Raw genomic sequence first — 24,724 nt, 5'->3', positions numbered from 1 at the left:
GGCGACACAAAATATTGCACGCCGGGCACAGAAACCTGCGGATTTGCGCCGTTCGAAGACGTCCAGCCGACGCCGGAAGCCGGATGCCGCGCTTTCGGCGGTCGAAGACGGTGAACGGGTGGCACACGCACGCATCGATTTGCCGATCGATGTGACGCCATCGGTGGTGCGCGGGGCGTCTCTCGAAAGCATTGGCGCGACAGGCGCGCCATTTTGTTTCGTTATCCCTGGCGCACTGCGCGCGTAAACCGGCGAAACGGCGCTAATGCGAACGGCGTCAGCGCCAGCACTGCTACGCAAAACGCCACCTGGGAAACAAAGAACGTCGCGAACCACTGTCCGTGGCGCGCGACGTAGTAGCCGTTGTGCAGCACATCGCTCACGATGATCGCAACGGTCAACGCGAGACCCGCGCGCGGGCGCACGAACAGTAGCAGCACGGCAAACGGATCGAGCAACGTGAGCAGGCTCCAATAAACCTGGCTTGCGAGCAACGCATCGGCGCCGTAGCCGTAATCCCAGAGCAGGCCATGCGCCGCGATGGCGCGCGCGTGATTGAAGGTCCCGGCAAGCAGGCAGAACGCGAACAAGATGCGAATGGCAAGAGAGCGGCGATGCATGGGGCAGCGGGTGGTCTCGTGAGCAGGATTCGCGCGAAGCGTAGCAGAGACATGCAACGGCAGCGGCGCAACGTGCGCGTCGTTCACGCCCAACGCTGGCCGTTCGGCCAGCTATTGCGCGCAAACCGGCGTTCATAACATCTTCAGGTCGGACTCGTTCCCGCAGTCCCTTCTGCTTCGCCCACCATTCGCATCCGGACCATGATCGGGCGCAAGGTTACGCCCCTTCCCAAAGTCATCCCGCTTGACGAATGGTGCCAATAATGACACCATGACTCACGAAGACAAGATTCTCGCGCAGATGCGCAGCGAACCCGCCAACGTGCGTTTTCACGATCTCTACAGGATCTGCGAATTGCACTTCGGCGGCGCCCGGCAGACCGGCACCAGTCACGCGGTGTTCAAGATGCCATGGCCCGGCGACCCGCGCGTGAATATCCAGAACGATCACGGCAAGGCCAAGGTGTATCAGGTGCGCCAGGTCCTCGCCGCAATCAACAAGCTCAAGGAGCTGCAATGATCAAGCATGACCACTTTACGTATCGCATTTCGTGGTCGCCGGAAGATGGCGAGCACGTTGGGCTATGCGCGGAGTTTCCCTCGCTCTCCTGGCTCGATAAATCGCACGAAGGCGCGCTGGTGGGTATCCGCCGGCTGGTGGCCGAAACCGTGAAGGAAATGGAAGCCAGCGGCGAGAAAGTGCCGGACCCTATCGCCGATCGCAAATACAGCGGCGAATTCAAGGTGCGCATTCCGCCTGAAGCGCATCGCGCGCTCGTGATCCAGGCCCACGAACAGGGCGTGAGCCTGAATCGCCTCGCCAGCGCGAAGCTCTGCGCGTAATCGGTCGCGTATGCGTCGTGCGCGCGCTCAGGTTTCGCGTCGGGCTTGATCGAGCCCGCCGCGCGCCATCACCCACACCGCCACTGCTGCCGCCGCGAACCCCGAGGAAGCGCCCACCATCAGCGCCCAGCGCGGTCCGCAATGGTCGGCCACCCAACCGACAATCGGCGCGCCTATCGGGGTGCCGCCCAGCGCCACGGCCAGCCGGATCGCCATGACGCGCCCGCGCATCGAAGGCTCGGTGGAAAGCTGCATCAGGCTGTTGGTTTCGGTGGTCACCGTGAGCGCCGCCACGCCGATCACCACCAGCGCAGCGCCAAACCAGCCGTAGCCAGGGGCGATTGCCGCCAGCGTGCAACCCACCCCGAACATCGCCGATGCAATCAGCAGCGAGGCAAAGCGCGGGTTGCTGCGATGCGCGCCGAACAGCGCGCCCGACACCGTGCCCACGGCCATCATCGACGAAAGCAGGCCGTAGCCGCCCGCATCGGCGTGAAAGACGCGCACGGCCATCGTCGAGATAAAGATCGGGAAATTCAGGCCAAATGTGCCGATCAAAAACAGCATCACCACGATCGCCTTCAGGTCCGGGCGGCCCCAGACATAGCGAAAGCCCGCCACGAGGCTGCCCTTCGCGGGCTTGGCGCGGGCACGCGTGCGCAGTTCGTGCGCGCGCAGGCGCGTGAGCGACACCAGCACGGCGATAAACGACAGTCCGTTGAAAATAAAGGCCCAGCCCGTGCCCACCGAGGCGATCACGATACCCGCCACGGCCGGCCCGACCATGCGCGCGGCGTTGAAGGAAGTGGAATTGAGCGCGACGGCGTTGGCGAGATCGGCGTCGCCGACCAGTTCGGACACGAAGGTTTGCCGCACCGGCGAATCGAACGCCGTAGTCGTGCCGAACAGAAACGCGAACACGTAGACGTGCCAGAGCTGCACCACGCCGGTCACCGTCAGCAGGCCGAGCGCCAGCGCGAGCGCGCCTTGCATGGCCTGCGTGAACATCAGCAGACGGCGCTGGTCGAGGTGATCGGCGGCGTAACCCGCCCACGGCAAAAATAGCAACTGCGGCCCGAACTGCAGCCCCATCACAATGCCCACTGCCGCGGCGCTGTGGTGCGTGAGACCCGTGAGGACCAGCCAGTCCTGCGCGGTGCGCTGCATCCACGTGCCGATATTGGAAACGATCGCGCCCGCCGCCCACACCCGGTAGTTGAAGCTGCGCAGCGAGCGGAACATGCCCGCGGAGGAGTCGCTCATGGCCGCCTCCGTTACGACTGCACGAGCCGCTGGAGCAGCGCGATGGCGTGAGCGAGCTGCGTCTGCTCTTCGCGATCCAGGCGCGCCTCGATTGTGCGCGCGAGCCAGTCCTGGCGTGCTGCGCGGCTTTCGCGCATCCAGCTTGCGAAGGCGTCGGTGAGCGACCAGAGCGTCTGGCGGCCATCGGCCGGGTCCGGCGCGCCGGTCAGCAAACCCGCCGATTCGAGCGCGGCGACCACCGTGCCCATCGACTGCGGGCGCATGCCCTCGGCGCGCGCGAGGCTCGAAACCGTGGCCGGCCCATCGCGCTCCAGACGCTGCAGCGTGGCCAGTTGCGATGGCGTGAAGTCTCCGGCGCTGGCCTGTTCGCGCAGGCGCCGCTTGAGTTTGCCGACCAGCGTGCGTAGCTCGCCGGCCAGCGCATCGGCCTGGGCGGAAACGGGTTCGGCGGATGCGGAAGGAGAGGTTTGGGCGGATGTCGGGCGGGAGCTCATCCGCGCATTTTAGGAAATATGAAGCCAAACTGCAAAGCTAAACTTCATATCTGTACGTACCCTTTTTCAGACGTACGTACGGCCGGATGGTCGACTTTCCTGCCCGGAAATGCAAAACCGCCTCCTCGATACCACTCGAGGAGGCGGTTTTGATCGACTGGCGTGACTGGCTTGTCTAGTGGCTCACACCGCTTTGGCGCGGCGAATCTGCGTAGGTGCGCGGAAGAACTTGCAGGCGGCGTAGTAGACCACCGAAGTCAGCACGAGGCCCACGATCCACGAAAGATCGGCACCATTGAGCATTTTGGCGACCGGGCCGGTGTACATATCCGTCGCGACGAACGGCAGTTGAACGACGATCCCGAAGAGGTAGGCGAAGATCGCGACGCCGTTGAAGCGGCCGTACACACCGCCATCGGCGCGGAAGAACGAATCGACGTCGTATTCGCCGTGGCACACGAGGTAGTAGTCGATCAGATTCACAGCCGTCCAGGGCACCAGCACGTAGAGCAGCAGCAAAATGAAGTTGGTGTATTCGACCAGGAAATTGCTCTGCCCGAACAAGGCGATCATCAGCGAAATGCTGAACAGAATGACCGCCGTGATGGCGCGCGCGCGCGCCTTGGCCTGCCAGTCCGGAAACAGCGTCTGGAAGATCGTGATGGTCGAAAGCGTGCCGCAATAGAGGTTCATTGCATTCGTCGCGGCGATGCCCACGGAGAGCACGATCACGACGAGCGGTGCAATGCCGTGCGTGACCTTGGTGAGGCCGGTGACGACATCGCCGTCGCTGACGAGCAGGCCCACCATTGCGCCCAGAATCATCGGGAAGATCGAGCCCAGCGAGCAACCCCAATAGCTCGACCAGAACGCGGTGCGTGCGCCGGTTTCTTCAGGCATGTAACGCGAGTAGTCCGACACATAGGGTGCGTAGGCGATCTGCCAGAGCGCCGCCACCGAAATCGTGCCGAGAAAGCCCGTGAGATTGGCGCTGTTCTTCGTGAAGAAATCGGCGGGCAGGCCGTGCACGAAGATAATCCATGCGAAGGTCAGCACGAGCACGAGACCCGAAAGCCAGGTCATGAGGCGCGTATAGGCGTGAATCAGGTTGTAGCCGAAGATCGTCGCAACAAGACTCAACGCACCGACCACCAGCACGCCGTTATTGACCGTGACGGCCGGCGTCAGACTGGCGAGCGCCTGGCCGCCAAGCACGAGATTCGAGGCGAAAAAGCCCAGATACATGATCACGACGAGCGCCACCACCAGCAGCGAGCCGATCGAACCAAACTGGCCGCGCGTCTGAACCATTTGCGGCACGCCGAGTTGCGGGCCCTGTGCGGAATGCAGCGCCATGAAAATCGCGCCCACCAGTGTGCCGATCACGATACCCAGCACGCCCCACCAGAACGGTTGCTTGAACACGGTGACGGCCAGCGCGCCAGTCACGATCGTCAGCATCATGATGTTCGAGCCGAACCAGATCGTGAACAGATCGCTGGCCTTGCCGTGGCGCTCGGAGCGCGGAATGCGCTGAATAGTGCTTTGCTCCAGATGGGCAATCGTATCTTCGGCCATGGGGTCTCCTTCTGAGTGGCGCAGTTCGATAACAGCGACACTGTTCAACAACAAAAAGCGCGACGAAAGAACGAAATAGCTTGCCCTTGCATAGCTTTTTTCTTGTTAAACAATCTGGTGCATAACCGCACATAGGCGAAGGCCGTTATGCACCACGAAAGCGCAACTTTCAGCCGATCGCGGCCGGCGTGGCCTCACTGGGCGCGTGCTGGCGCCCCAGAATCATGTCGGCCGCTTTCTCGCCGATCATGATGCAAGGCGCGTTGGTATTGCCGCTGATCAGGATCGGCATGATCGAGGCATCCGCGATACGCAGCCCTTCGATTCCGTTCACCTTCAAACTTGCGGGATCGACGACACTCATCGCATCCACGCCCATCTTGCAGGTGCCGACCGGATGAAACACGGTGGCCCCGTACTCGCGGATATAGGCCCAGAGTTGTTCGTCGGTCTGCACTGCTGCGCCGGGCAGCATTTCCTTGCCGCGAATTGCGTCGAATGCCGGATCGGCGAGAATTTTGCGCGCCAGCTTCAGGCCTTCCACCAGCACGCGGCCATCTTCGGGATTAGAAAGGAAATTGAAGTCGATCACGAGCTGGCCCTCGCGGTTCAGCGTCACCTCGCCGATGCTTTTCGGACGCAGCACGCAGGTATGCACCGCGTAGCCGTGACCCCATTCGAAAAGGCGGCCGCGATGGCTGCGATAACCGGGCACGAAATGGAACTGCACATCGGGCAGATCGGCCGATAGCGGCGTGCGCGCGAAGCCGCCCGCTTCGACGTAATTGGTCGTGAGCCAGCCTTTCTGCCCGAACATATAGCGCAGCGGCGCGGCAATCACATCGGGCAGCGCACCGAGCGAGAAACCCAGCGTTTTCGTGCTGTTCGAGCGAACTGTAATCAGGCCGTCGAGATGGTCCTGCAGATTCTTGCCCACCCCCGGCAGATCGTGGCGAACCTCGACTCCGGCCTGTTCGAGCGCCGCTTTCGGCCCGATGCCGGAGGCCAGCATCAGTTGCGGCGTACCCAGCGCGCCGGCGCTCAGAATGACTTCCCGGCGCGCGACGATCGCCTTCGCGACGCCGTTGGCAACAACGTTCACGCCCTTCGTGACCTTGTTTTCGAGGATGATCGATCGCACCGCACAATCGGTGAGGACCGTCAGGTTCGCACGCTGACGAACCGGCGCGACGAAGGCGCGATAGCTCGACAAGCGTTTGGCGTCTTTCTGGGTGACGTTATAGATGCCGCAGCCTTCGAACGCCCGGCCGTTGAAATCCGTGTTGCGCCGGATGCCAACACGCTCCGCCGCCTTCACGAACAGGCTGGAGACCGGGTTGGGATCGCGCGGCACATCCACGTGAAGCTCGCCCTTCGTGCCATGCAGGCTGGGGTCCTGACCCAGCCGGTTATTCTCGGACTTGCGGAAATACGGCAGCACGTCTTTCCAGCCCCAACCGGCGCAGCCGGTCGCCTCCCATTTGTCGTAGTCGCTCGCATGACCGCGAATGTAGATCATGCTGTTCATCGAGCTAGAACCGCCCAGCGCCTTGCCGCGCGGCGTGTGCAAGCTGCGATTGTTCAGGTTCTTCTGGGGCGCCGAGAAAAAATTCCAGCTGTACTTTTTGCTTTTGTAGAGCGTAATGGTGCCGGCGGGCGTCTGAATCCGCACGTTGTTGTCGTGACTGCCCGCTTCGATCAGGCACACGCTCACACCGGGGTCCTGGCTCAAGCGGTTCGCCAGCACGCAACCCGACGAGCCCGCACCCACGATCACATAGTCGAAGGCGTCCGTCATATCGATAGAAGTGGTCTCACCTGGCATGCTTTTTCCTCGTTTGAGCCGCACGGCCGGAGCGGCCGTTGCTGGATGCCAGATTTTCGGCAGCACAAAAAAATAGCGAAATGAGGTTTTTTGTGGTCGCTGGCAAGGAAAAAGCTCGCTCGAGAGGAGCGCGCGATGCGACGGGTGTGATGACTACGCGCGTGCGGCGTCGCCAGGAGAGCGGCACACCATGCCGCGAGTCCTGGGAGGAATCGATTACTCAGTTATCCAGATCAATGACAGCGCCGTAAAGCCGTCGAAGAACAATTATGGTGCGGCTTTTTCGATCAATGTGTGCAGGCGCGCCTTCGACCGGGGATCGAGCTGGTGCATTTCGCAGCCCACACGGGTCCAGCCTCGTTCGTGATCTTCCGAGACCCATCGAACGTCGAGGTATACCGCAACCACGATTTCGTCTTCGTCGTCGATTGCCGAAGACTGCAGCCAGCCCGACACGGTTTCGCCGCGAGAAAACAGGCCATTGCGCGCGTGCAGAAGCGCCCCGTTCGAGCTCAGGTCGGCGACCTGTGCGAGCGCCCGGCCATCCTTGTTCAGCAGCAGTGGTGCAAACAACATCGGTGTGCGGACGTCCCGCCGCAAATCCATTTCACTTGCCATGTGAATAACACCCGTTTCTCGTGATTTATTTTTATCGGCTGATCGCTTTCACGGACTTGTTAAAGTGCAGCCCCGAATTCCGTGTAAAGGAAACGCTGATGCAATTACGATGCCAGGCGGGGATTGTAACGTGCCAGCAAGAAGTCGCGCACTAACAATTAGTGCCATGCCACGCGCCTTTTCGTAATTCGCAGGAAACTGGCAAACCATTTGGCGTGAATCGGCTGCAATGTAATGAACTGAAATGCAGCGGGATTGGGATCATGAAATGCGCTGAAAGGGTTATGCATCGGCACAACCTTTTTTCAGGAGAGCGACAATGAAACACGCCATTTCACAACGCGCCACGCTCTGGCTGATTACCGCAATCGTTTGCACCTCGACTACTTTATCGATTAGCGGCTGTAAGCGCGCGAGCGAAGGCGAACATCCGCAGACCGATTCCGCCAGCGACAGCGATACCGGAAATCGCTTGAAGGCGATGGCATCCGCAGTCAGTCCCGCCATCAGTCCGGTCACGCCGCGCGAAAATCCGCCGCACGCCAATTCGAGTCCTTGAACTGATGCGTCAACTTACCCCCGCGTTGATTCCTGAACGTCGACCTTCTGCGCAAGCGTTTGCGCCATGAACCGAGCGGCAATCCGAACCGGCCGGTTGAGATCTACTTGCGCCCGCACGCCCCGCTCCGGTCCCGGAATCGGATTCGAATTCGGTCTCGGCTCCGCTCAAACATGGCCCTCATTAAAACCACTCAAATTCATCGAGCGCCTGCCGTTAACCGGTTAGTTACCCCGCACCCATTCGACGCGTCGTGGCTTTGAAAGCCCGGCGCAAGCGATCGAATCGTCAGGGCTCGGCCTGGAATCAGCGGAACTGGCAACCCGCAAACATCAGCACGCGCCTGGCCGCGTAACGTGTGACGGAACACCCCTTCTCATGCTTGTGAAACGACTCTGCACCGCGCTGTTCGCGGTCGCGCTCGCGACGGCGCTCGCGCCCATTTGCGAAGCGCAATATTCAACGGACTGGCTGGCCAATAGCTTCGGCACCAATGCCACACGCGTGGGCAACGTGGCGCGCTCGATGTGGGTCGCGCCCGAAGGCGTGATTTATACGTCGTCGATGTGGGACGAAAACGAAGGCGGCGTTGCGCTCTATCAGAACGGCCAGAGCATCGGCTCGATCGGCGGACATAGCGATTTTCAGGGCGGCGCGATCACCGGCAATGCGACGTCGCTATTCGTCGCCATGCAGTTCAACAGCGCCTACGGCAGCGGCAAGGTCGGCCGCTACAACCGCACGAGCCGTGCGCGCGATCTGCTTGTCAGCGTGAGCAACACGACGACCGAGCGTCTGGCCGATGTCGTCACCGGTCTCGCTACTTCGGGTTCACTGCTGTATGCGAGCGATTTCCCGGGCAATCGCGTGCGCGTGTTCACCACCGCAGGCGTATGGCAACGCGATATCAGCCTGGCGAGTCCAGGCGCACTGGCCATCGATGCCGCGGGCAATCTCTGGGCCGCGCAAAAGAGCACCGGCACTGTGTTCGAATTCGGCCCGAACGGCGAAAAGCGCAATACGATTTCACTCGGCGCAACGGCGCGGCCTTCGTCGCTCTATTTCGATTCGCAGACCGCGCAATTGATGATCGGCGATTCCGGCCCGGACATGAATATCAAGCTGTACAACGTCGCGGGCGTACCGTTTGCAACCGGCACGTTCGGCGTCAAGGGCGGCTATCTCAACACGGCGACGGGCCTCAAAGGTCAGGTGGGCGACAAGCGCTTCACGCGCGTGGATGGTATCGGCAAGGATTCGGCCGGCACGCTTTACGTGCTGAATAATCCCTGGGGCGGTTCGTGGGATCTCGGCCGCGACGGCGGCACCGATATTCACGCCTACGATGGCAAAGGCAATCTGCGCTGGAAATTGCAGTCGCTGAATTTCGAGGGCAACGGCGCGCCCGATGCAGGCACGGACGGCGCACTCTTCTACGGCGGCACCCATCTCTATACCGGCACGGCGGGCGGCACTTTCGTCGCCAATACGGTCGATCCCATTACGTACCCGTCCGACCCGCGCATCAATCTCGCCGATCACGAACGCGGCGAGCATTTCGCGCAACTCGCGTATGTGAACGGCCATCGCATTCTGGTCGCGGCGAGCCAGAATCCCGATACGTTCTACTTCTTCCATTTCAACGCGCAGAGCGGCTATATCGCCATTCCCGACGCAACGCTGCCCGGCACCGCATTCAACACCACGGCCCGCGTTCGCGACGGTTTCTGTCTCGACAGCAAAGGCGATATCTGGGCCGGACTCGACAAGACCAACACCATTTCGCACTATCCGTTGACGGGTTTCGACGCAAACGGCAAACCGTCATGGGGCACGCCGAAAACATGGCCTATTCCTAAGACAATTGCGCAACTCACTCGCATCATCTATCTGCCCGAAAGCGACACGCTGATACTCGCGCAAGGTATCAGCGGCAATAGCGACTGGACGGCGGTAGGTTCGCGCGTGGAGGTGTATCACGGCTGGCTCGCGGGCAATACAACAAAGCCCGATCCGGTGATTACGATTTCGGCGGCGAACGCTAAATCGATTGCAGCCAGCGGCAATGAACTGTTCGTGGGCTATGTGCATACGGTGCCCAATATCGACGCATTCAATCTCACGACCGGCAAGCTCGATACAACGTTCACCAATAGCCATCCCAGCGCGGTGTACGTGGGCAATGACGTCGATTCGATGTACGGCCTGCGTTCGTACCGGCGCGCGAATGGCGAATATGTTGTGACGAAAGACAATTACAACGGTTCGAATCTCGTGGTGTATCGCTGGACGCCTGCGCTCGCGGCAAGCTCGACATCGTCGACAACATCGACCGCCGTCACCAATGCGATGTTCGCATCGCCTTTCGGTTCGAAATAAGCGCAAACCGGCCGGGAGATTCGTCACGAACCTCCAGAATTTCCCTGGCCGGTCGTAAACGTGTGCATGACCTATCGTTCCCGCGGCAAAGCCCTTTGCGCCAGACAATGCTCGACCTTCTGATTCAATATTGGGGAACCATTCAAGGTTGTACTGCCGCGAGCGACAGCCCGGCCTTGAATCGCGCGCAGTTGCGCGTCATGGTCTATCAGTTGCCGATGATGTATGGGCTACTGATCATCAATACCTGGGGCGTGGTGCTGCCACATGAAAGCAGCTTCCCCTACTGGCAGGGCGTGCTTTGCCCGCTGATTTTCACGTTCGTGTGTCTGGTGCGCGTCGTGTCATGGCTGCGGCTCGCAAGAGTCAATGTCACGCCCAGACAGGCGGCCACGATCCTGCGCGGCACGCGCAAGCTCGCGTGGTTTTTCTCGATCGGCTTTACGGCGTGGTCGTTGTCGCTGCTGTCGCACGGCGATGAAGCGTTCAAGCTTCACGTGGCGTTCTATATGGCGATCACGGTTATCGGCGTGATCTTTTGCCTGATGCATGTGGTGAAGGCCGCTTTCACCGTCACGGCCATCGTCAATGGCGCGCTCGTCATCACCTTTCTGATGTCCGGCAAGGAGGTGTTTCAGGCGATTGCGATCGATACGTCGCTCGTCTCGATCGCGATGCTGGTGGTCTCGTTCACACACTTCAAGAACTTCGCCGCGCTCGTGGCCGCACAAAGCGATAACCGGCGCCTCGCGAATATCGACAGCCTCACCGGCCTGCCCAATCGCCGCGCGTTCTTCGATGCGCTCGATCAGCATTTCGATGGCGTGCAAGCGTCGGGCCAGCGGCTTGCCGTCGGCATGATCGATCTCGACGGCTTTAAATCGGTCAACGATATTCACGGACATAGCGCCGGCGACCAGGTGCTGGCCGAAGTGGCGGCGCGTCTTTCGGCTTCTTCGGCGGGCGCCACTGTGCTTGCGCGTCTGGGCGGCGACGAGTTCGGCATGATCGTCGCGGGCGACTGCTCGGACGGCCATCTTCTGCATCTCGGTCGACGCATCTGCGACGCGTTTCGCCTGCCTGTGACGCTGGGAGAGAGTTCGGTGCGGCTGGGCGCGACGATTGGCTTTTCGACCTACCCGCACAGTTCGCGCGATAAATCGGATCTGTTCGAAGCGGCCGATTACGCGCTTTACGAAGGCAAGCGCCGCGCGCGCGGCTCGGTGACGATTTTCTCGGAAGCGCATCGCAATGCCATCATTCGCGAATCGCAGATTGCGCAGGCATTGCGCTCGCCCGAACTCGAAAACGAACTCACGGTCGCGTTTCAGCCGATCTACGCGCTCGATCAGTCGCGCACCGTCGGCTTCGAAGCACTGGCGCGCTGGCATAGCGCGACGCTCGGCAATGTCACGCCGGGCGAATTCATTCCTGCCGCCGAACGCAGCGGGCTGATCACCGTGGTGACGCTCGCGCTATTCAACAAGGCGCTGGCGTGCGCGCGCCATTGGCCCACGCATATCGGCCTGTCGTTCAATCTTTCCGCCCACGATTTCGCCGATGAACGCGCCATGGCAGGCCTCGCGCAACGCATCCTCGAAAGCGGCATCGCGCCTAACCGGCTCGATTTCGAAATCACCGAAACGGCGATGGCGCAAGATTTCGAACAGGTGCGCAAAGCCGCGGCGGAATTGCGCAGCCTGGGCTGCGGTCTTTCCGTCGACGACTTCGGCACCGGCTATTCCAGTCTTTCGTATCTTTGCAATCTGCCGCTCACGCGCATGAAGATCGACCGCACCTTCGTGACCGGCCTGCGTGAAGGCACGACGGCCTTCACGGTCGTGCGGACCCTGCTCAATCTCAGCCGGCAGATGATGCTCGAATGCGTGATCGAAGGCGTCGAAACGGCGTCCGAAATGCGCACGGTCTCCGCACTCGGCGCCATGCTGATTCAGGGCTACTATTGCGCGCGGCCGATGGACGCTTCCGCCATCCCGGCCTATCTGGAAAGCGAATGCCCGACGCTTTCGGCGCTGAGCGCACCGCCAGCCGCCGCGTAATGCGGCGCGTTCGGCGTCAGACCGGCAAGCCTTCGACAATTGCAATCTGGGCGATGCAATAGCCGTCCCGTTTCGCTTTCGCCGCCTGATATTCGGGCGAGCGATAGCACGCGAGCGCGGTCTCCATATCCTTGAACTGGATCACCACATGACGCTGGAACACCTCGCCTTCCAGCGCCTCGAATGCGCCGCCGCGCGCAAGAAATACCGCACCGTATTTTTTAAACGCTTCCGGCGCCAGGTCCGTATAGCCTTTGTATTTGTCGGCATCCAGCACGCTCACGTGGGCAATCCAATACGCCGTCATGACTTCTCCTGTTCGTTTTCAAGAATACGTTGAGCGACAGCGGCGGCTTCGCTGATATGTTCGTGCACCGCCAGCCTCGCCAGTTCCGGATCGCGCAATTCACAAATCGCGCGGCAGATCTTTTCAATTCGCTGATAACCGCTGTTACTGCGATTCGTCGATTTCATGGTCATTGCGCGTAAGCGGCTGATCCGGCCATTGAGCCGCTGCACGACTTCCCACGCAACGCTCTGGCCCGCGATCGAGAATATCTTTTCATAAAGCGTCGACGAAACCGCAATGATCGCATTCACGTCGTCGCCGTCGAATGCGCCTTTGAATTCGGCCAGCAAGTCCTGAATCTGCAGAGCGGTTTGCGGCGTGAGATTCGCCGTGCAACCGGCCACCGCATTCTGTTCGAGCAGCAGGCGGATCTGGTAGATCTGCGCGGCCACTTCCCAGCTCATCGACGACACCGTCGGACCTTTCCCCGTCATGGTCTCGACCAGCCCTTCCGCCTCCAGATAGCGGATCACCTCGCGCACGACCGAGCGGCTCACGCCCATTTCCTCGCACAGGCTGCGCTCCACCAGCCGCTTTCCCGCCGGGAAATAGCCACTGATGATCGCATTGCGCAGCTTGTTCAGGCTCAGCTCGCGCAGCGTGACCGGCGGATTCTCAATTGTCAGATTCATAAATCTTTGTAGTCAGTCGTTCGGCCAGAGCGCCTTCCTGGCGGCCTTTTATGCCGGTTCAGGGTTAACACTCATGGCATGCCGTACTATGGTATACCAAACTATCTCACACAATCAACGCACGCAAGGAACGCGCAATGAGCCTGATTCGCAAGTCCATCCTCCACGTCGAGACCGTCTTCGTCGACGGCGACAAAGCCGCCCCGCAGCCGCTGAAGATGATCGGCGCCGTGGCCGTGATCAAGAACCCGTGGGCAGGCCGCGGTTACGTCGAAGACCTCTCGCCGGAAATTCGCGAACTCGCGCCGCAACTGAGTGCGCATCTGACGAAGCTGATCCTCGACGAAGCCGGTTCGGGCGAAGCGATCGAAGCGTTCGGCAAGAGCGCGATCGTCGGTCTGGACGGCGAGCTCGAACATGCATCGGCGCTGATCCACACGCTGCACTTCGGCAATACCTACCGTTCGGCCGTTGGCGCGAAGTCGTACCTGGCGTTCAACAACACGCGCGGCCCGGCCAATGCGCCGCTGCTGATCCCGATGATGGACAAGAACGACGAAGGCCGCCGTTCGCACTACCTGACGCTGCAATTCGCCATCCCCGATGCGCCGGCAGCCGACGAACTCGTCATCGCTATCGGCGGCGCCACGGGTGGCCGTCCGCATCACCGCATTGGCGATCGCTACAAAGACCTCGCAGAGCTCGGAAATGACGTCAAAAACCCTGCAGCTGTCCGATAAGCGCGTCGCGCACTACCTGGAACAGGGCAGCGGCGAGCCGCTGGTCCTGATCCACGGTGTGGGCATGCAGGCGCACGCGTGGTACCCGCAGATCGACGATCTGTCGCGCGATTTCCGCGTGATTGCCGTCGATATGCCGGGCCACGGCCAGAGCGATGCACTCGACACCGGCGCGGGCCTGCAACAGTTCGTGGCATGGGCGATCGCCTTCATCGAGGCGCTCGACGCCGGCCCGGTGAACCTGGCCGGTCACTCGATGGGTTCGCTGATCTCGGCGGGCGTGGCGGCTACGCGCCCCGACCTGGTCAAACGCGTGGCAGTCCTGAACGGTGTGTATCGCCGTACGCCCGAAGCGCGCGAAGCGGTGCTGCAACGCGCCGCCGAACTGCGCTCCGGCACCATCGACGTGGAAACGCCGCTCAAGCGCTGGTTCAACGCCGAGGAAGCGCAGCAGGTTGCCGCGCACAAGGTCGAAAGCTGGCTGAAGTCGGTCGATCTCGCGGGCTACGCCACGGCGTACACGGCCTTCGCGAAAGGCGATGAAGTCTACGCCGACGGCTGGCACTCGATCGCCTGCCCGGCGCTCGTGCTGACCGGTTCGGACGACCCGAACTCGACGCCGGAAATGGCGCGCCAGATGGCCGGCGCGGCACGCAACGGCCGCGCGGTCGTGCTGGAAAACGAGCGCCATATGGCGAATCTGACCGCGCCCGAAGCCGTCAATCGCGCCCTGCGCGACTGGTTACAGGTTGAAGCGCAACGTGCCGCGCAGACCGAATCCTTGAAGTCGGAAGTCTGATATGAGCCAAGAGACCGTCCAAACGACCGCTGCCGCTGCTGTGAACGCCGCGCCCGCCGTCATCAATCCCCGCGAGCTTCGCGACGCGTTCGGCGCCTTCATGACGGGCGTGACGATCGTGACCACCACCGGCGAAGACGGCAAGCCGCTCGGCTTCACCGCGAACTCGTTTTCGTCGGTGTCGCTCGATCCCGCGCTGCTGCTGGTGAGCATCGCCAAGACGTCGAGCAACTATCAGACGTTTTCGACCACCGGCCACTTCGCGATCAATATTCTCGCGGAAGGCCAGAAGGATCTGTCGAATACGTTTGCCCGCCCGAGCGACGACCGCTTCGCGAACGTCGACTGGAATCTCAGCGCGATCCATAACCCGCTGCTCGACGATGTCAGCGCCTGGTTCGACTGTTCCACGCATGCCGTGATCGACGCGGGCGACCATGCGCTGCTGGTCGGCAAGGTCGAAGCGTTCCATTCGGCAGGCTATGCGGGCCTCGGTTACTACCGCGGCGGCTATTTCACGCCGGCCAAGGTGTCGGCCGAAGTGATCGCCGGGCCGAAGGTGATCGTCAGCGCGATCATCGCGCGCGACGACAAGGTGCTGCTCACGCGCACGGCCGATAACAAGTGGGGCCTGCCGTCGCAGGAAATCGGCAAGGAAGGCGCGGACAAGGCGCTCGCCGGGATTTTCGGCAAGTACCAGCCCGATGCGTCTGCAAGCTTTATTTATTCGGCGTACAACAACACCGAAACCCATTACCAGTACATCGCGTTCCTTTGCAGCGCGCCGGACGATGCGGGCGACGCAGTCGACGCGTCCAGCCGCTTCGTGAGCCTCGACGACATCGAGCCGGATCAGTTCCAGGACAGCGCCGTGGCCAGCATGCTGCAGCGCTATCGCAAGGAGAGCCAGCTCAAGAGTTACGGCATGTATTACGGCGACCACAGCAACGGCACGGTCCGCCCGCTTCTTTCCTAAAGGTCACACCATGCGTTTTTCGCTTTTTGTCCACATGGAGCGAGTCTCCGACCAGACCAGTCAAAAGCAGCTGTATGACGAAATGGTCGAGCTCTGCCAGATCGCCGATCGCGGCGGCATGCACGCCGTCTGGACCGGCGAGCACCACGGCATGAACTTCACGATCGCGCCGAACCCGTTCCTCAATCTCGCCGATCTCGCCAACAAGACGAAGAACGTGCGTCTGGGCACGGGCACGGTGATCGCGCCGTTCTGGCACCCGATCAAGCTCGCCGGCGAAGCCGCGATGACCGACATCATCACGGGCGGCCGTCTGGATCTGGGCATCGCGCGAGGCGCATACTCGTTCGAATACGAGCGCCTGATGCCGGGCCTCGACGCATGGGGCGCAGGCCAGCGCATGCGCGAACTGATTCCGGCCGTCAAGAAGCTCTGGGAAGGCGATTACGCGCACGAAGGCGAGTTCTGGCAATTCCCCTCGACGACCTCGTCGCCGCAACCGCTGCAACAGCCGCATCCGCCGATCTGGGTTGCCGCGCGCGATCCGAACAGCCACGAATTCGCGGTGTCGAACGGATGCAACGTGCAGGTCACGCCGCTGCATTTCGGCGACGAAGAAGTCGAAAAGCTGGTCGGCCATTTCAATGCTGCGTGCGAGAAGTTCAGCAATATGCCGCGCCCGGAAATCATGCTGCTGCGCCACACGTATGTCGCCAGCAACGAAGACGACGCGCAGGTTGCCGCAGAAGAAGTGAACGCGTTCTACAACTATTTCGGCGCGTGGTTCAAGAACGAGCGTCCGGTCAGCCAGGGCATGATCAAGCCGCTGACGAAGGAAGAAATGGATGCGCACCCGTTCTATACGCCGGAAGCGATGCGCAAGAACAATGTGATCGGCACGCCCGAAGAAGTGATCGGCCGACTGAAGGCTTACGAAGCGCTGGGCTTCAACGAGTACTCGTTCTGGATCGACACCGGCATGAGCTTCGAGCGCAAGAAGGCGTCGCTCGAGCGCATGATCAACGACGTGATGCCCGCGTTCAAGTGAGGTAGGAATTCCATGAGTTTTCAATTTCAGCTGTATATCGACGGCCAGTTCGAAGCGGGCGCGGCTACTTTCGGCAGTGTCAGCCCGGCCACGGGCCAGGTCTGGGCGCAGATGCCCGAAGCCCGTACCGATGAAGTCAATCGCGCCGTAGCGGCCGCCAGCCGCGCGCTGGGCGACCCGGCGTGGGCCGGGCTGACGGCATCGGCGCGCGGCAAGCTGCTGCACAAACTCGCCGATCTCGTCGAAAAGGCCGCGCCGCGACTCGCTGAAATTGAAACGCACGATACCGGCAAGATCATCCGCGAAACCTCGAGCCAGATTGCGTACGTGGCGGAGTATTACCGCTATTACGCCGGCATCGCCGACAAGCTCGAAGGCAGCCACATCCCGGTCGACAAGCCGGATATGCAGGTCTGGCTCGAACGTCAGCCCGTGGGCGTGGTGGCCGCGATCGTGCCGTGGAATAGCCAGTTGTTCCTTTCGGCGGTGAAAGTCGGTCCGGCGCTCGCGGCCGGTTGCACCGTCGTGCTCAAGGCCTCGGAAGAAGCCCCCGGTCCGCTGCTGGAATTCGCGAAGCTCATTCACGAAGCCGGGTTCCCCGCCGGCGTCGTGAACGTGATCACGGGTTTCGCGGCGGAATGCGGCGCCGTCCTCAGCAGCCATCCCGATGTCGATAAAGTTGCCTTCACGGGCGGCCCGGAAACGGCGAAGCATATCGTTGCGAACACATCGAAAAACCTCGCGAAGGTTTCGCTCGAACTGGGCGGCAAATCGCCGTTCATGGTGTTCGCCGATGCCGATATCCAGAGCGCGGTGAATGCCCAGGTCGCGGCAATATTCGCGGCCAGCGGACAGAGCTGCGTGGCCGGTTCGCGCCTGCTGATCGACGCATCGATCAAGGATCAATTCCTCGCGATGCTGGTCGAGCGCGTCTCGCGCATCCAGATTGGCGCGCCGGAAGAACTGGCCACGGAATACGGCCCGCTGTGCACGGAGCGTCAGCTTCGTCACATTGAAAATATCGTTGCGAACTCGGTGCGTCAGGGCGCGAAAGTGCTGGCAGGCGGCAAGACGCTGGAGCGCGCGGGCTTCTATTACGCCCCGACGATTCTCGATTGCACGGGCGTGGAAAACGCGGACAGCATCACCACCGAACTGTTCGGCCCGGTGCTGTCGGTCGATACCTTCTCCAGCGAGCAGGAAGCGATCGAAAAAGCCAACAGCACGGCTTACGGTCTGGCGGCGGGCATCTTCACGACCAACCTGACGCGCGCGCACCGCGTGTCGAAGCGCGTGCGTTCGGGCATCGTGTGGATCAACACCTATCGCGCCGTTTCGCCGCTCGTGCCGTTCGGCGGCTTCGGTCTTTCCGGCCACGGCCGCGAAGGCGGCCTGAGCGCCGCGCTCGAATACACCACGACGAAATCGGTCTGGCTGCGCACGTCGGACGAACCGATCAGCGATCCGTTCGTCATGCGCTAGTCGCGCAGCGAACGACCACCACGTCGTTACGAAGCCATGGATGCCCTGCCCGCCACGCCCCTTGCACATAAGGCGCCTGTGGCGCGGCGTGGCCCGGCAATAAAGATGGAGACACTATGAAAAACCCGGCGAACGATAACAGCGTTCTGACCATCGAAAGCAATTCGATCGAATACGTTGCACCGGAGAATCGGCACGGCAAGCCCGCCGATCTCTTTACCCTGTGGTTCTGCACGAACGTCGCGCCGCTCGCGGTGATTTCGGGCGCGACCTCGGTGCTGATTTTCCACCTCGATCTGGTTAGCGCGATTCTTGCCATCGCTGCCGGGCAATTCTTCGGCGCCATTTTTCATGCGCTGACGTCGGCGCAAGGCCCGCTGGTTGGCGTGCCGCAAATGATTCAAAGCCGCGCGCAATTCGGCCGCTACGGCTCCTTGCTGGTCGTGGGCTTTACGACGCTGATTTATCTCGGCTTCTTCGTTTCCAACATTATTCTTGCGGGCAAGACGCTGCATACGGCCGCGCCTTTCGTGCCCGTGCATGTGGGCACCGTGCTGGGCGCCGTGCTCGCGACGCTGGTGGGGGTGATCGGCTATCACTTCATTCACCGCTTCAACAAGATTGGCGCGTGGTTCATGGGCGGCGCGCTGGTGGTCGGCATGGTCATGCTGATTCCGGCTCTGGATGCGCAAGCCTTCCATCAAGGTCATTTCGATCTCGCCAACTGGTTCGCGATGTTCGGTCTGTGCGCCGTGTGGCAAATCAGCTTTGCGCCCTACACGTCCGATTATTCGCGCTATATGCCCGCCACCACGGGCTTTGCGAAGACCTTTGCCTTCACCTACTTCGGCACTTCGCTGGGTACGATCTTCGCGTTCCTGTTCGGCGTGCTGGCCGTCAGCACGGGGCACGCCACCGACGCGATGGACGCCATCCGCACGCAAACCGGCGCATTCGGTTATGTGCTGATCGGCCTCTTCCTGATCAACATCATTGGTCATAACGGCATGAATCTCTATGGCGGCGTGCTGTCGATCATCACCGCCGCGCAGACGTTCCGCCCGAACTGGGTGCCGGGCCGCAACGTGCGCATTGTGGTTTCGACCGTGCTGCTGATCGCATCGACCGTCACCGCGCTGTGGGCGTCGAGCAACTTCATCGCGATCTTCCTGACCGCGATCTTCGCGATGCGCATCGTGCTCGCGCCGTGGATCGCCATCAATCTGGTGGACTTTTATCTGATCAACAACCGTCGCTACCGCGTTTCGGAAATCATCAGCAGCAATGGCGGCATGTATGGTTCGGTCAACGTCAAGGCGATCGCCATCTACGTGTTTGGCATCCTGATTCAGGTGCCTTTCATGGAAGAGAGCTTCTTCCACGGTCCGTGGGCTTCCATCCTGGGCGGCGCCGATGTGTCGTGGATGGTCGGTCTCGTCGCCACCGCACTGACTTACTATGTGCTGGCTTCGAAGAACGGTTCGCCTTCGCCGCGCCGATCGCCGGCCGGTGCGCAGGCTTCGGAATAAGTCATCACGTAACGCTGTAGAATCGCCGGGGATTTCAATACTCCCCGGCAACCATGCTCACGCTCCGCCCTCCCGCGTTGACCGATGCCGAAGCCCTGCTCGCCTTCGAGATCGACAACCGCGCCTATTTCGAGCACTGGATCAACGCTCGCTCCGCCAGCTACTATCACCTCACCGCCGTACGCGAATCGATCGAGCTGGCGCAGGACGATCGCGAGAACGATCGGGCCTATCAATATCTCGTCTGCTTCGACAACGCAATCGTCGGCCGGATCAATCTGGTCAGCGTGACGCGCCCGTACTTCAATAAGGCGACGCTCGGTTACCGCATCGGCGAAGGCTTTGCCGGCAAAGGCCACGCGTCGCAGGCGCTCAGGCTCGCCGTGGAGATCGCCGCGGCTGAACTCCATCTGTCGCGAATCGAAGCGATCGTGCGGCCGCAGAACGTGGGCTCGACGCGCGTGCTGGAGCGCAACGGCTTCGTCGCCTTCGGCCAGGCCAGGCGCAGCATGTACCTGCACGGCGAGTGGCACGACCTCGTCCACTTCGAGCGGCATCTGCACGAATCCCACCAACCGCCCTCCGCCGGGCCCCTGCGCAGCGGCCGCTAGTCCCGCCGCCCCACCCCAAAGACCCGTTCGCCACACAAAGAAATTGCCGCTTGCGCTAATTTTCATAAACGATAATAATTCTCATTCGTAAAATTATCGTAAGCGACATGAAACCGGGCGGCCGTGCGCCGCCGGTCTCGCAGATCCACTCGTGCAGCCGTCTTCCAGCCTCGCTCACACGTTCGCCGCGCACTATCGTGCGTTGCTCGCGTTCGCCTCGCGCCGCGTGAAGTCGGCGGAAGCGGCGTCGGATCTCGTGCACGACGCGTTCGTGAAAGTGGCCTCGCTGCCGGGTTCCGCCGACGTGCGCCAGCCCCGCGCGTTCTTTGTGCGAGTGATCGAAAACCTGATCGTCGATCGTTTTCGCGAGCATCGCACCAGCAGCCAGTTCCGCATCGACGTAACGCCGCACGACGACGATAATGACGCCTGCGCCGAGCTGGCCGTCGATCCTGTCGATCCGAGCCTGCTCGCCGAGGCCTCGCAGACCGCCCGCGCGCTGGAACAGGCCGTGAGCGCGTTGCCCGCGCGTTGCCGCGAAGTGTTCCTGCTGCGCAAGGTCCACGGCCTTTCGCACGAAGCCATTGCCGAGCGGCTGCAGATCAGCCGCAACATGGTCGAAAAACACTTGCGGCGCGCGTTGCTGGGGCTGGTCGAGTTCGACCGGGGCGCTCGCGACGACTCAGCGCCGCCGGCCCATGACTAAGGATTACCAGCCACTGGGTATGCCCGTTTCTTCTTCAGGCGGTCGCTCGACCGCCAGTTCAGCCACCGGTTCCGAGGCGAATCCAGTCGATGCGCGCGCAACGACACGCGCGCGGCGTCTGCACGCCGAAGCAGCGGTGTGGATCGTGCGGATCGACGCGGGCCGCGCGACGCCCGGCGATGCACGTCTTGCACGCTGGTGCGCGCGCTCGCCGCAACATCGCGCGGCATTCGATGCTGCGCTCGGGCAGTGGCAACAGGCGGACGCGCTGCGCACGCGTTCCGCTACACCGCCACAACGCACGCCGCGCGCACGTGCCGCCTCGATCTTCAGCTTTGGCTTTAGCGCACCGCGGCTCGCGTTCGCGTGCGCCTGTGCCGTGGCCGCGATCGGCATCACGCACTATCTGCACGAGGCGGACTTCGCGACTTCGGCAGGCGAATTGCGCACGGTCGCGCTGGACGACGGCAGCGTCATGCGGCTCGATGCCGATTCCGCCGTCGACGTGCGCTATAACGCGCACGAACGCCGCGTCGTGCTCGAACGCGGCCGCGCAGCCTTCGATGTCAAACACGGCGACGCGCGCCGCTTCATCGTGCAGGCCGCCGAGGGCAACATCGCCGATATCGGCACGGCGTTCCAGGTGAGCCTGCCCGATGCTGCATCTTCGAAACACAGCACCGCGACGCTCGTCACCGTTACGCAAGGCCGCGTGGAAGTGGGCAACGCCTCGGGCGCGCTTCAGGCCACTGCGGGCCAAAGCATTCAATACAGCGACGCAGCGCACGCGCCCGCTAGCGTTCCGGTGGATACATTCGCGGCAACGGCCTGGCAACGCGGCCGCCTGGTGTTCACCGACACGCCGCTCGCAGAGGTTGCCGCCGCACTCAACCGCTATTGGAAAGGCCACTTCATCTACGTGCGCGGCAACGCGGCAACGCTGCGCGTCTCCGGCAATTTCGCCATCGATGCGCCCGCCCAGGCGCTCGCCACGCTCGCCGAAACACTCTCGCTGCGCGCCACGCAGATCGCGGGCCGCGTCGTCATTCTGTCTGCTCAGGACGTCTCGACCGCGCAGTAAAAAATATTTTGTGCGGGACGTCCGGTTTTTGCGCGCCCAAACGTCTATTCCCTCAGCAAGACCAGAAACGTACAGCATCAGTTCGGGGGAATTTCGTTGTTCACGCAAGCATCTTTCCGTCCGCTCGCGATCAGCGCGGCGGCAGCAGCACTCTTTGGCGCGGCACTGCCCGCATTCGCCGATCAGGACACGACGGCTAACGCCGCCAGCACGCAACGCGACGCGCGTATCGATTACCGCATCGCGCCTTCGGACCTGAACACGGCGCTCAACCGCTTCGCCGAAACCAGCGGCGTGCAGCTGGCTTACGCAAGCTCGCTCGTTGCCGGCAAGCACTCGCCGGGTTTCAACGGTCATGCCGATGCCGCCAGCGCGCTTACGCAACTGCTGCGCGGCACGGGCCTGCGCGCCGTGCGCGGCCAGAACGCTGCATTCGTGCTGGAAACCGATCCGCAACCGCCCGGTTCGGATTCGAGCACGACAGCCGATACCGCGCTGCCCGCGGTGAAAATCAGCGCGCAAAATGCGGGCGATTCGCACGATCCCACCGTTTCCGGCGCTGCGCTCAAATCGAATGTAGCGCTCACGCGCACGCCGCAATCGGTATCGATCATCGAGCGCAAGCAGATGGACGAGCAGAATGTGCAGACGGTCGCGCAGGCGCTGCGTTATTCGGCTGGCGTCGTGCCGGAAACACGCGGTATCGGCGATCGCTATGACAGTCTGCAGATGCGCGGTTTTGGCGGTTTCGGCGGCAATGCCGTGTATGTGAACTTCCTCGACGGCCTCAATATGGGGCGCGGCCTTTCCTATGCGGTGCCGCAGATCGAACAATACGGCCTGCAACGCATCGAAGTGCTGCGTGGTCCCAGTTCGATTCTCTATGGCCAGGCCAATCCTGGCGGCGTGGTGGTGCTGGAAAGCAAGCGCCCCGAAGCGGATCACGTCAACGAAGTCATGCTGGGTGCGGGCACGCATAACCGCTGGGAAGGCGCATTCGATCTGGGCGGCGCGCTCGATACCGATAAGCGCGTGCTGTACCGCTTCGTCGGCCTTGCGCGCGACGCCGATACTCAGGTCAACGGAACGAAGGAGCAGCGTATTTACGTGGCGCCGTCGCTCACGCTGCGCCCCGATGCCAACACCGAACTCACGCTGCTCGCGAGCTATCAGTACGATCCGAACAACGGCTACTACGGTTTTCTGCCGCGCTACGGCACCGTGTCGTACAACCCGAATGGGCAGATCGGCACTGGCTTCAATGACGGCGACCCCAACTACGACCACTTCCGCCGCGAACAGGTGACGCTCGGCTACGCCTTCAGCCATCGCTTCAACGACACCTTCACGGTGCGCCAGAACACGCGCTACATGCACATGTGGAGCGACTATCAGACGGTTTATTCGAGCGGCTATACCAACTCGACCAACCGCTATCTGAAGCGCCTCACCACGGCTTCGATGGAGCATCTCGATGCGCTCTCGACCGACACGCAACTCGAAAGCGACTTCAACACCGGCCCGCTGCATCATGCCGTGCTCACGGGCATCGACTATCAGATGACGATGGCCGACCGCCGTCTTTCGTCCGGCTCCGCGTCGTCGCTCGACATCACGGCGCCCGTGTACGGTCAGGCCATCGCGGACCCGAAGCTCGCCAGCTACACGCGCCAGCGCACCGACGATCTCGGCCTCTACGTGCAGGACCAGATCACGCTGGACAAATGGTCGTTCGTGCTCGGCGCGCGCGAAGATTTTGCGTCGACCAATGCGAACGAGTACGTCAAGCACACCTCGTCGAGCCAGTTCGATCGCGCCTTCACATGGCGTGCGGGCGTGCTCTATGCCTTCGATAACGGCCTTTCGCCGTTCGCGAGCTTCTCGCGTTCGTTCCAGCCGGTCACCTCGGGCACGACGCAGGATGGCAGCGCGCTCAAGCCGTCGACGGGGCGTCAGTTCGAAGTCGGCCTCAAATATCAGATGCCGGGCACCACGAGCTTCACGACGCTCTCGCTCTACGATCTCGAACAGCACAATGTCTCGACGCCCGATCCGACCAATTCGAGTTATCGCGTGCAGACGGGCGCCGTCAAAAGCCGCGGCGTCGAACTGGAAACGCATCTGAATCTGACGCGCGAGCTTTCGCTGATCGCCGCATATACGTATACGAGCGCGTGGGTGTCGAGCGCGAACGACACGTCGCTCGGCCATACGCCCGCTGCGGTGCCCAAACAGACCGCCTCGCTGTGGGCCGATTACACGCTGCATCGCGGCACGCTCAAGGGCCTGGGCATGGGCGCAGGCGTGCGCTATATCGGCAGCACGTATGGCGCCGCCGACGATTCGTTCAAGGTTGGCTCCTTTACGCTGGTCGATCTCGCTCTGCACTACGAACTGCGCAACTGGCGTTTCGCTCTCAATGCCTCGAATCTGTTCGACCGCCAGTACGTAGCGGCATGCGCAAGCGCGACGCAATGCTTCTGGGGCGTTCGCCGCGAAGTGATCGGTACGGCACGCTACCAATGGTGACAT

General features: G+C 61.9%; 23 protein-coding genes. 14 read left to right on the top strand and 9 right to left on the bottom strand.

What is annotated here, in order from left to right:
- Positions 1-221 precede the first annotated feature (221 nt).
- Positions 222-620 (bottom strand): hypothetical protein, encoded by a 399-nt coding sequence (locus tag G3N59_RS27585; RefSeq protein WP_205985996.1) that lies wholly within the window; start codon positions 618-620, stop codon positions 222-224.
- A gap of 271 nt (positions 621-891) precedes the next feature.
- On the opposite strand from G3N59_RS27585, the gene G3N59_RS27580 reads away from it, so the two are divergent.
- Together G3N59_RS27580 and G3N59_RS27575 are read left to right on the top strand one after the other, a co-directional pair.
- Positions 892-1,140, top strand: coding sequence for a toxin HicA (locus tag G3N59_RS27580; RefSeq protein ID WP_205985995.1), 249 nt, complete (start codon positions 892-894; stop codon positions 1,138-1,140).
- A complete protein-coding gene (locus G3N59_RS27575; RefSeq protein WP_205986063.1) occupies positions 1,140-1,463 on the top strand; it encodes a toxin-antitoxin system HicB family antitoxin in 324 nt (107 codons plus the stop codon). Before G3N59_RS27580 ends, G3N59_RS27575 begins: the two co-directional genes overlap by 1 nt.
- Before the next feature lie 27 nt (positions 1,464-1,490).
- On the opposite strand, the gene G3N59_RS27570 is transcribed toward G3N59_RS27575, so the two are convergent.
- The 6 genes from G3N59_RS27570 to G3N59_RS27545 form a co-directional block, all read right to left on the bottom strand.
- Positions 1,491-2,726 carry an MFS transporter gene (locus tag G3N59_RS27570; RefSeq protein WP_205985994.1) on the bottom strand — a complete coding sequence of 412 codons (1,236 nt, stop codon included), beginning with the start codon at positions 2,724-2,726 and terminating at the stop codon, positions 1,491-1,493.
- Positions 2,727-2,737: 11 nt separating this feature from the next.
- Positions 2,738-3,220 (bottom strand): MarR family transcriptional regulator, encoded by a 483-nt coding sequence (locus G3N59_RS27565; RefSeq protein ID WP_205985993.1) that lies wholly within the window; start codon positions 3,218-3,220, stop codon positions 2,738-2,740.
- A 183-nt stretch (positions 3,221-3,403) separates the two neighbouring features.
- Positions 3,404-4,798, bottom strand: coding sequence for a cytosine permease (locus G3N59_RS27560; RefSeq protein WP_205985992.1), 1,395 nt, complete (start codon positions 4,796-4,798; stop codon positions 3,404-3,406).
- 169 nt (positions 4,799-4,967) lie between these two features.
- A complete protein-coding gene (locus tag G3N59_RS27555) occupies positions 4,968-6,623 on the bottom strand; it encodes a GMC family oxidoreductase N-terminal domain-containing protein (RefSeq protein WP_241024288.1) in 1,656 nt (551 codons plus the stop codon).
- A gap of 267 nt (positions 6,624-6,890) precedes the next feature.
- Entirely contained in the window at positions 6,891-7,241 is a 351-nt protein-coding gene (locus G3N59_RS27550; RefSeq protein ID WP_205985991.1) for a PilZ domain-containing protein, read from the bottom strand.
- A 282-nt stretch (positions 7,242-7,523) separates the two neighbouring features.
- A complete protein-coding gene (locus tag G3N59_RS27545) occupies positions 7,524-7,760 on the bottom strand; it encodes a hypothetical protein (protein ID WP_205985990.1) in 237 nt (78 codons plus the stop codon).
- A 418-nt stretch (positions 7,761-8,178) separates the two neighbouring features.
- On the opposite strand from G3N59_RS27545, the gene G3N59_RS27540 reads away from it, so the two are divergent.
- Positions 8,179-10,179, top strand: a complete 2,001-nt coding sequence (locus G3N59_RS27540) for an SMP-30/gluconolactonase/LRE family protein (RefSeq protein ID WP_205985989.1) — start codon at positions 8,179-8,181, stop codon at positions 10,177-10,179.
- Positions 10,180-10,286: 107 nt separating this feature from the next.
- Entirely contained in the window at positions 10,287-12,239 is a 1,953-nt protein-coding gene (locus G3N59_RS27535; RefSeq protein WP_205985988.1) for an EAL domain-containing protein, read from the top strand.
- 16 nt (positions 12,240-12,255) lie between these two features.
- Here the strand turns inward: G3N59_RS27535 and G3N59_RS27530 are convergent, their stop codons facing one another.
- Both G3N59_RS27530 and G3N59_RS27525 read right to left on the bottom strand, forming a co-directional pair.
- On the bottom strand, positions 12,256-12,546 hold the full coding sequence (locus G3N59_RS27530; protein ID WP_205985987.1) for a DUF1330 domain-containing protein: 291 nt from the start codon (positions 12,544-12,546) through the stop codon (positions 12,256-12,258).
- The gene (locus G3N59_RS27525; protein ID WP_205985986.1) at positions 12,543-13,220 is read right to left on the bottom strand and encodes a GntR family transcriptional regulator; all 678 of its coding nucleotides are present in this window, start codon (positions 13,218-13,220) and stop codon (positions 12,543-12,545) included. The genes G3N59_RS27530 and G3N59_RS27525 overlap by 4 nt, the downstream gene beginning before the upstream one ends.
- 137 nt (positions 13,221-13,357) lie before the next feature.
- Here G3N59_RS27525 and G3N59_RS27520 point away from each other — a divergent pair, with 137 nt between their 5' ends.
- The 10 genes from G3N59_RS27520 to G3N59_RS27475 all read left to right on the top strand — a co-directional run bounded on the left by G3N59_RS27520 (position 13,358) and on the right by G3N59_RS27475 (position 24,721).
- Positions 13,358-13,960: an amino acid synthesis family protein gene (locus G3N59_RS27520; protein WP_205985985.1), complete on the top strand. Its 603-nt coding sequence runs from the start codon at positions 13,358-13,360 to the stop codon at positions 13,958-13,960.
- On the top strand, positions 13,929-14,759 hold the full coding sequence (locus G3N59_RS27515) for an alpha/beta hydrolase (RefSeq protein WP_205985984.1): 831 nt from the start codon (positions 13,929-13,931) through the stop codon (positions 14,757-14,759). The genes G3N59_RS27520 and G3N59_RS27515 overlap by 32 nt, the downstream gene beginning before the upstream one ends.
- A 1-nt stretch (position 14,760) precedes the next feature.
- Complete coding sequence (locus G3N59_RS27510; protein ID WP_205985983.1) at positions 14,761-15,735, top strand: flavin reductase family protein; 975 nt, start codon at positions 14,761-14,763, stop codon at positions 15,733-15,735.
- A 10-nt stretch (positions 15,736-15,745) separates the two neighbouring features.
- Positions 15,746-16,783: an LLM class flavin-dependent oxidoreductase gene (locus tag G3N59_RS27505; protein WP_205985982.1), complete on the top strand. Its 1,038-nt coding sequence runs from the start codon at positions 15,746-15,748 to the stop codon at positions 16,781-16,783.
- A 12-nt stretch (positions 16,784-16,795) separates the two neighbouring features.
- Positions 16,796-18,265, top strand: coding sequence for an aldehyde dehydrogenase (locus G3N59_RS27500; protein ID WP_205985981.1), 1,470 nt, complete (start codon positions 16,796-16,798; stop codon positions 18,263-18,265).
- A gap of 116 nt (positions 18,266-18,381) precedes the next feature.
- Positions 18,382-19,794, top strand: a complete 1,413-nt coding sequence (locus G3N59_RS27495; protein WP_205985980.1) for a cytosine permease — start codon at positions 18,382-18,384, stop codon at positions 19,792-19,794.
- Positions 19,795-19,847: 53 nt separating this feature from the next.
- On the top strand, positions 19,848-20,405 hold the full coding sequence (locus tag G3N59_RS27490; RefSeq protein ID WP_205985979.1) for a GNAT family protein: 558 nt from the start codon (positions 19,848-19,850) through the stop codon (positions 20,403-20,405).
- Between the two features lie 151 nt (positions 20,406-20,556).
- Entirely contained in the window at positions 20,557-21,111 is a 555-nt protein-coding gene (locus tag G3N59_RS27485; protein WP_205985978.1) for a sigma-70 family RNA polymerase sigma factor, read from the top strand.
- Entirely contained in the window at positions 21,104-22,192 is a 1,089-nt protein-coding gene (locus tag G3N59_RS27480) for a FecR domain-containing protein (protein ID WP_205985977.1), read from the top strand. Before G3N59_RS27485 ends, G3N59_RS27480 begins: the two co-directional genes overlap by 8 nt.
- Before the next feature lie 96 nt (positions 22,193-22,288).
- A complete protein-coding gene (locus G3N59_RS27475; protein ID WP_205985976.1) occupies positions 22,289-24,721 on the top strand; it encodes a TonB-dependent siderophore receptor in 2,433 nt (810 codons plus the stop codon).
- Positions 24,722-24,724 lie beyond the last annotated feature (3 nt).

This window comes from Paraburkholderia sp. Ac-20340 (assembly GCF_017104965.1).
In the GTDB taxonomy this organism is placed as follows: domain Bacteria; phylum Pseudomonadota; class Gammaproteobacteria; order Burkholderiales; family Burkholderiaceae; genus Paraburkholderia.
Note: the sequence above shows the minus strand (reverse complement) of the source record. Positions and strands in the feature narration are given on the sequence as shown.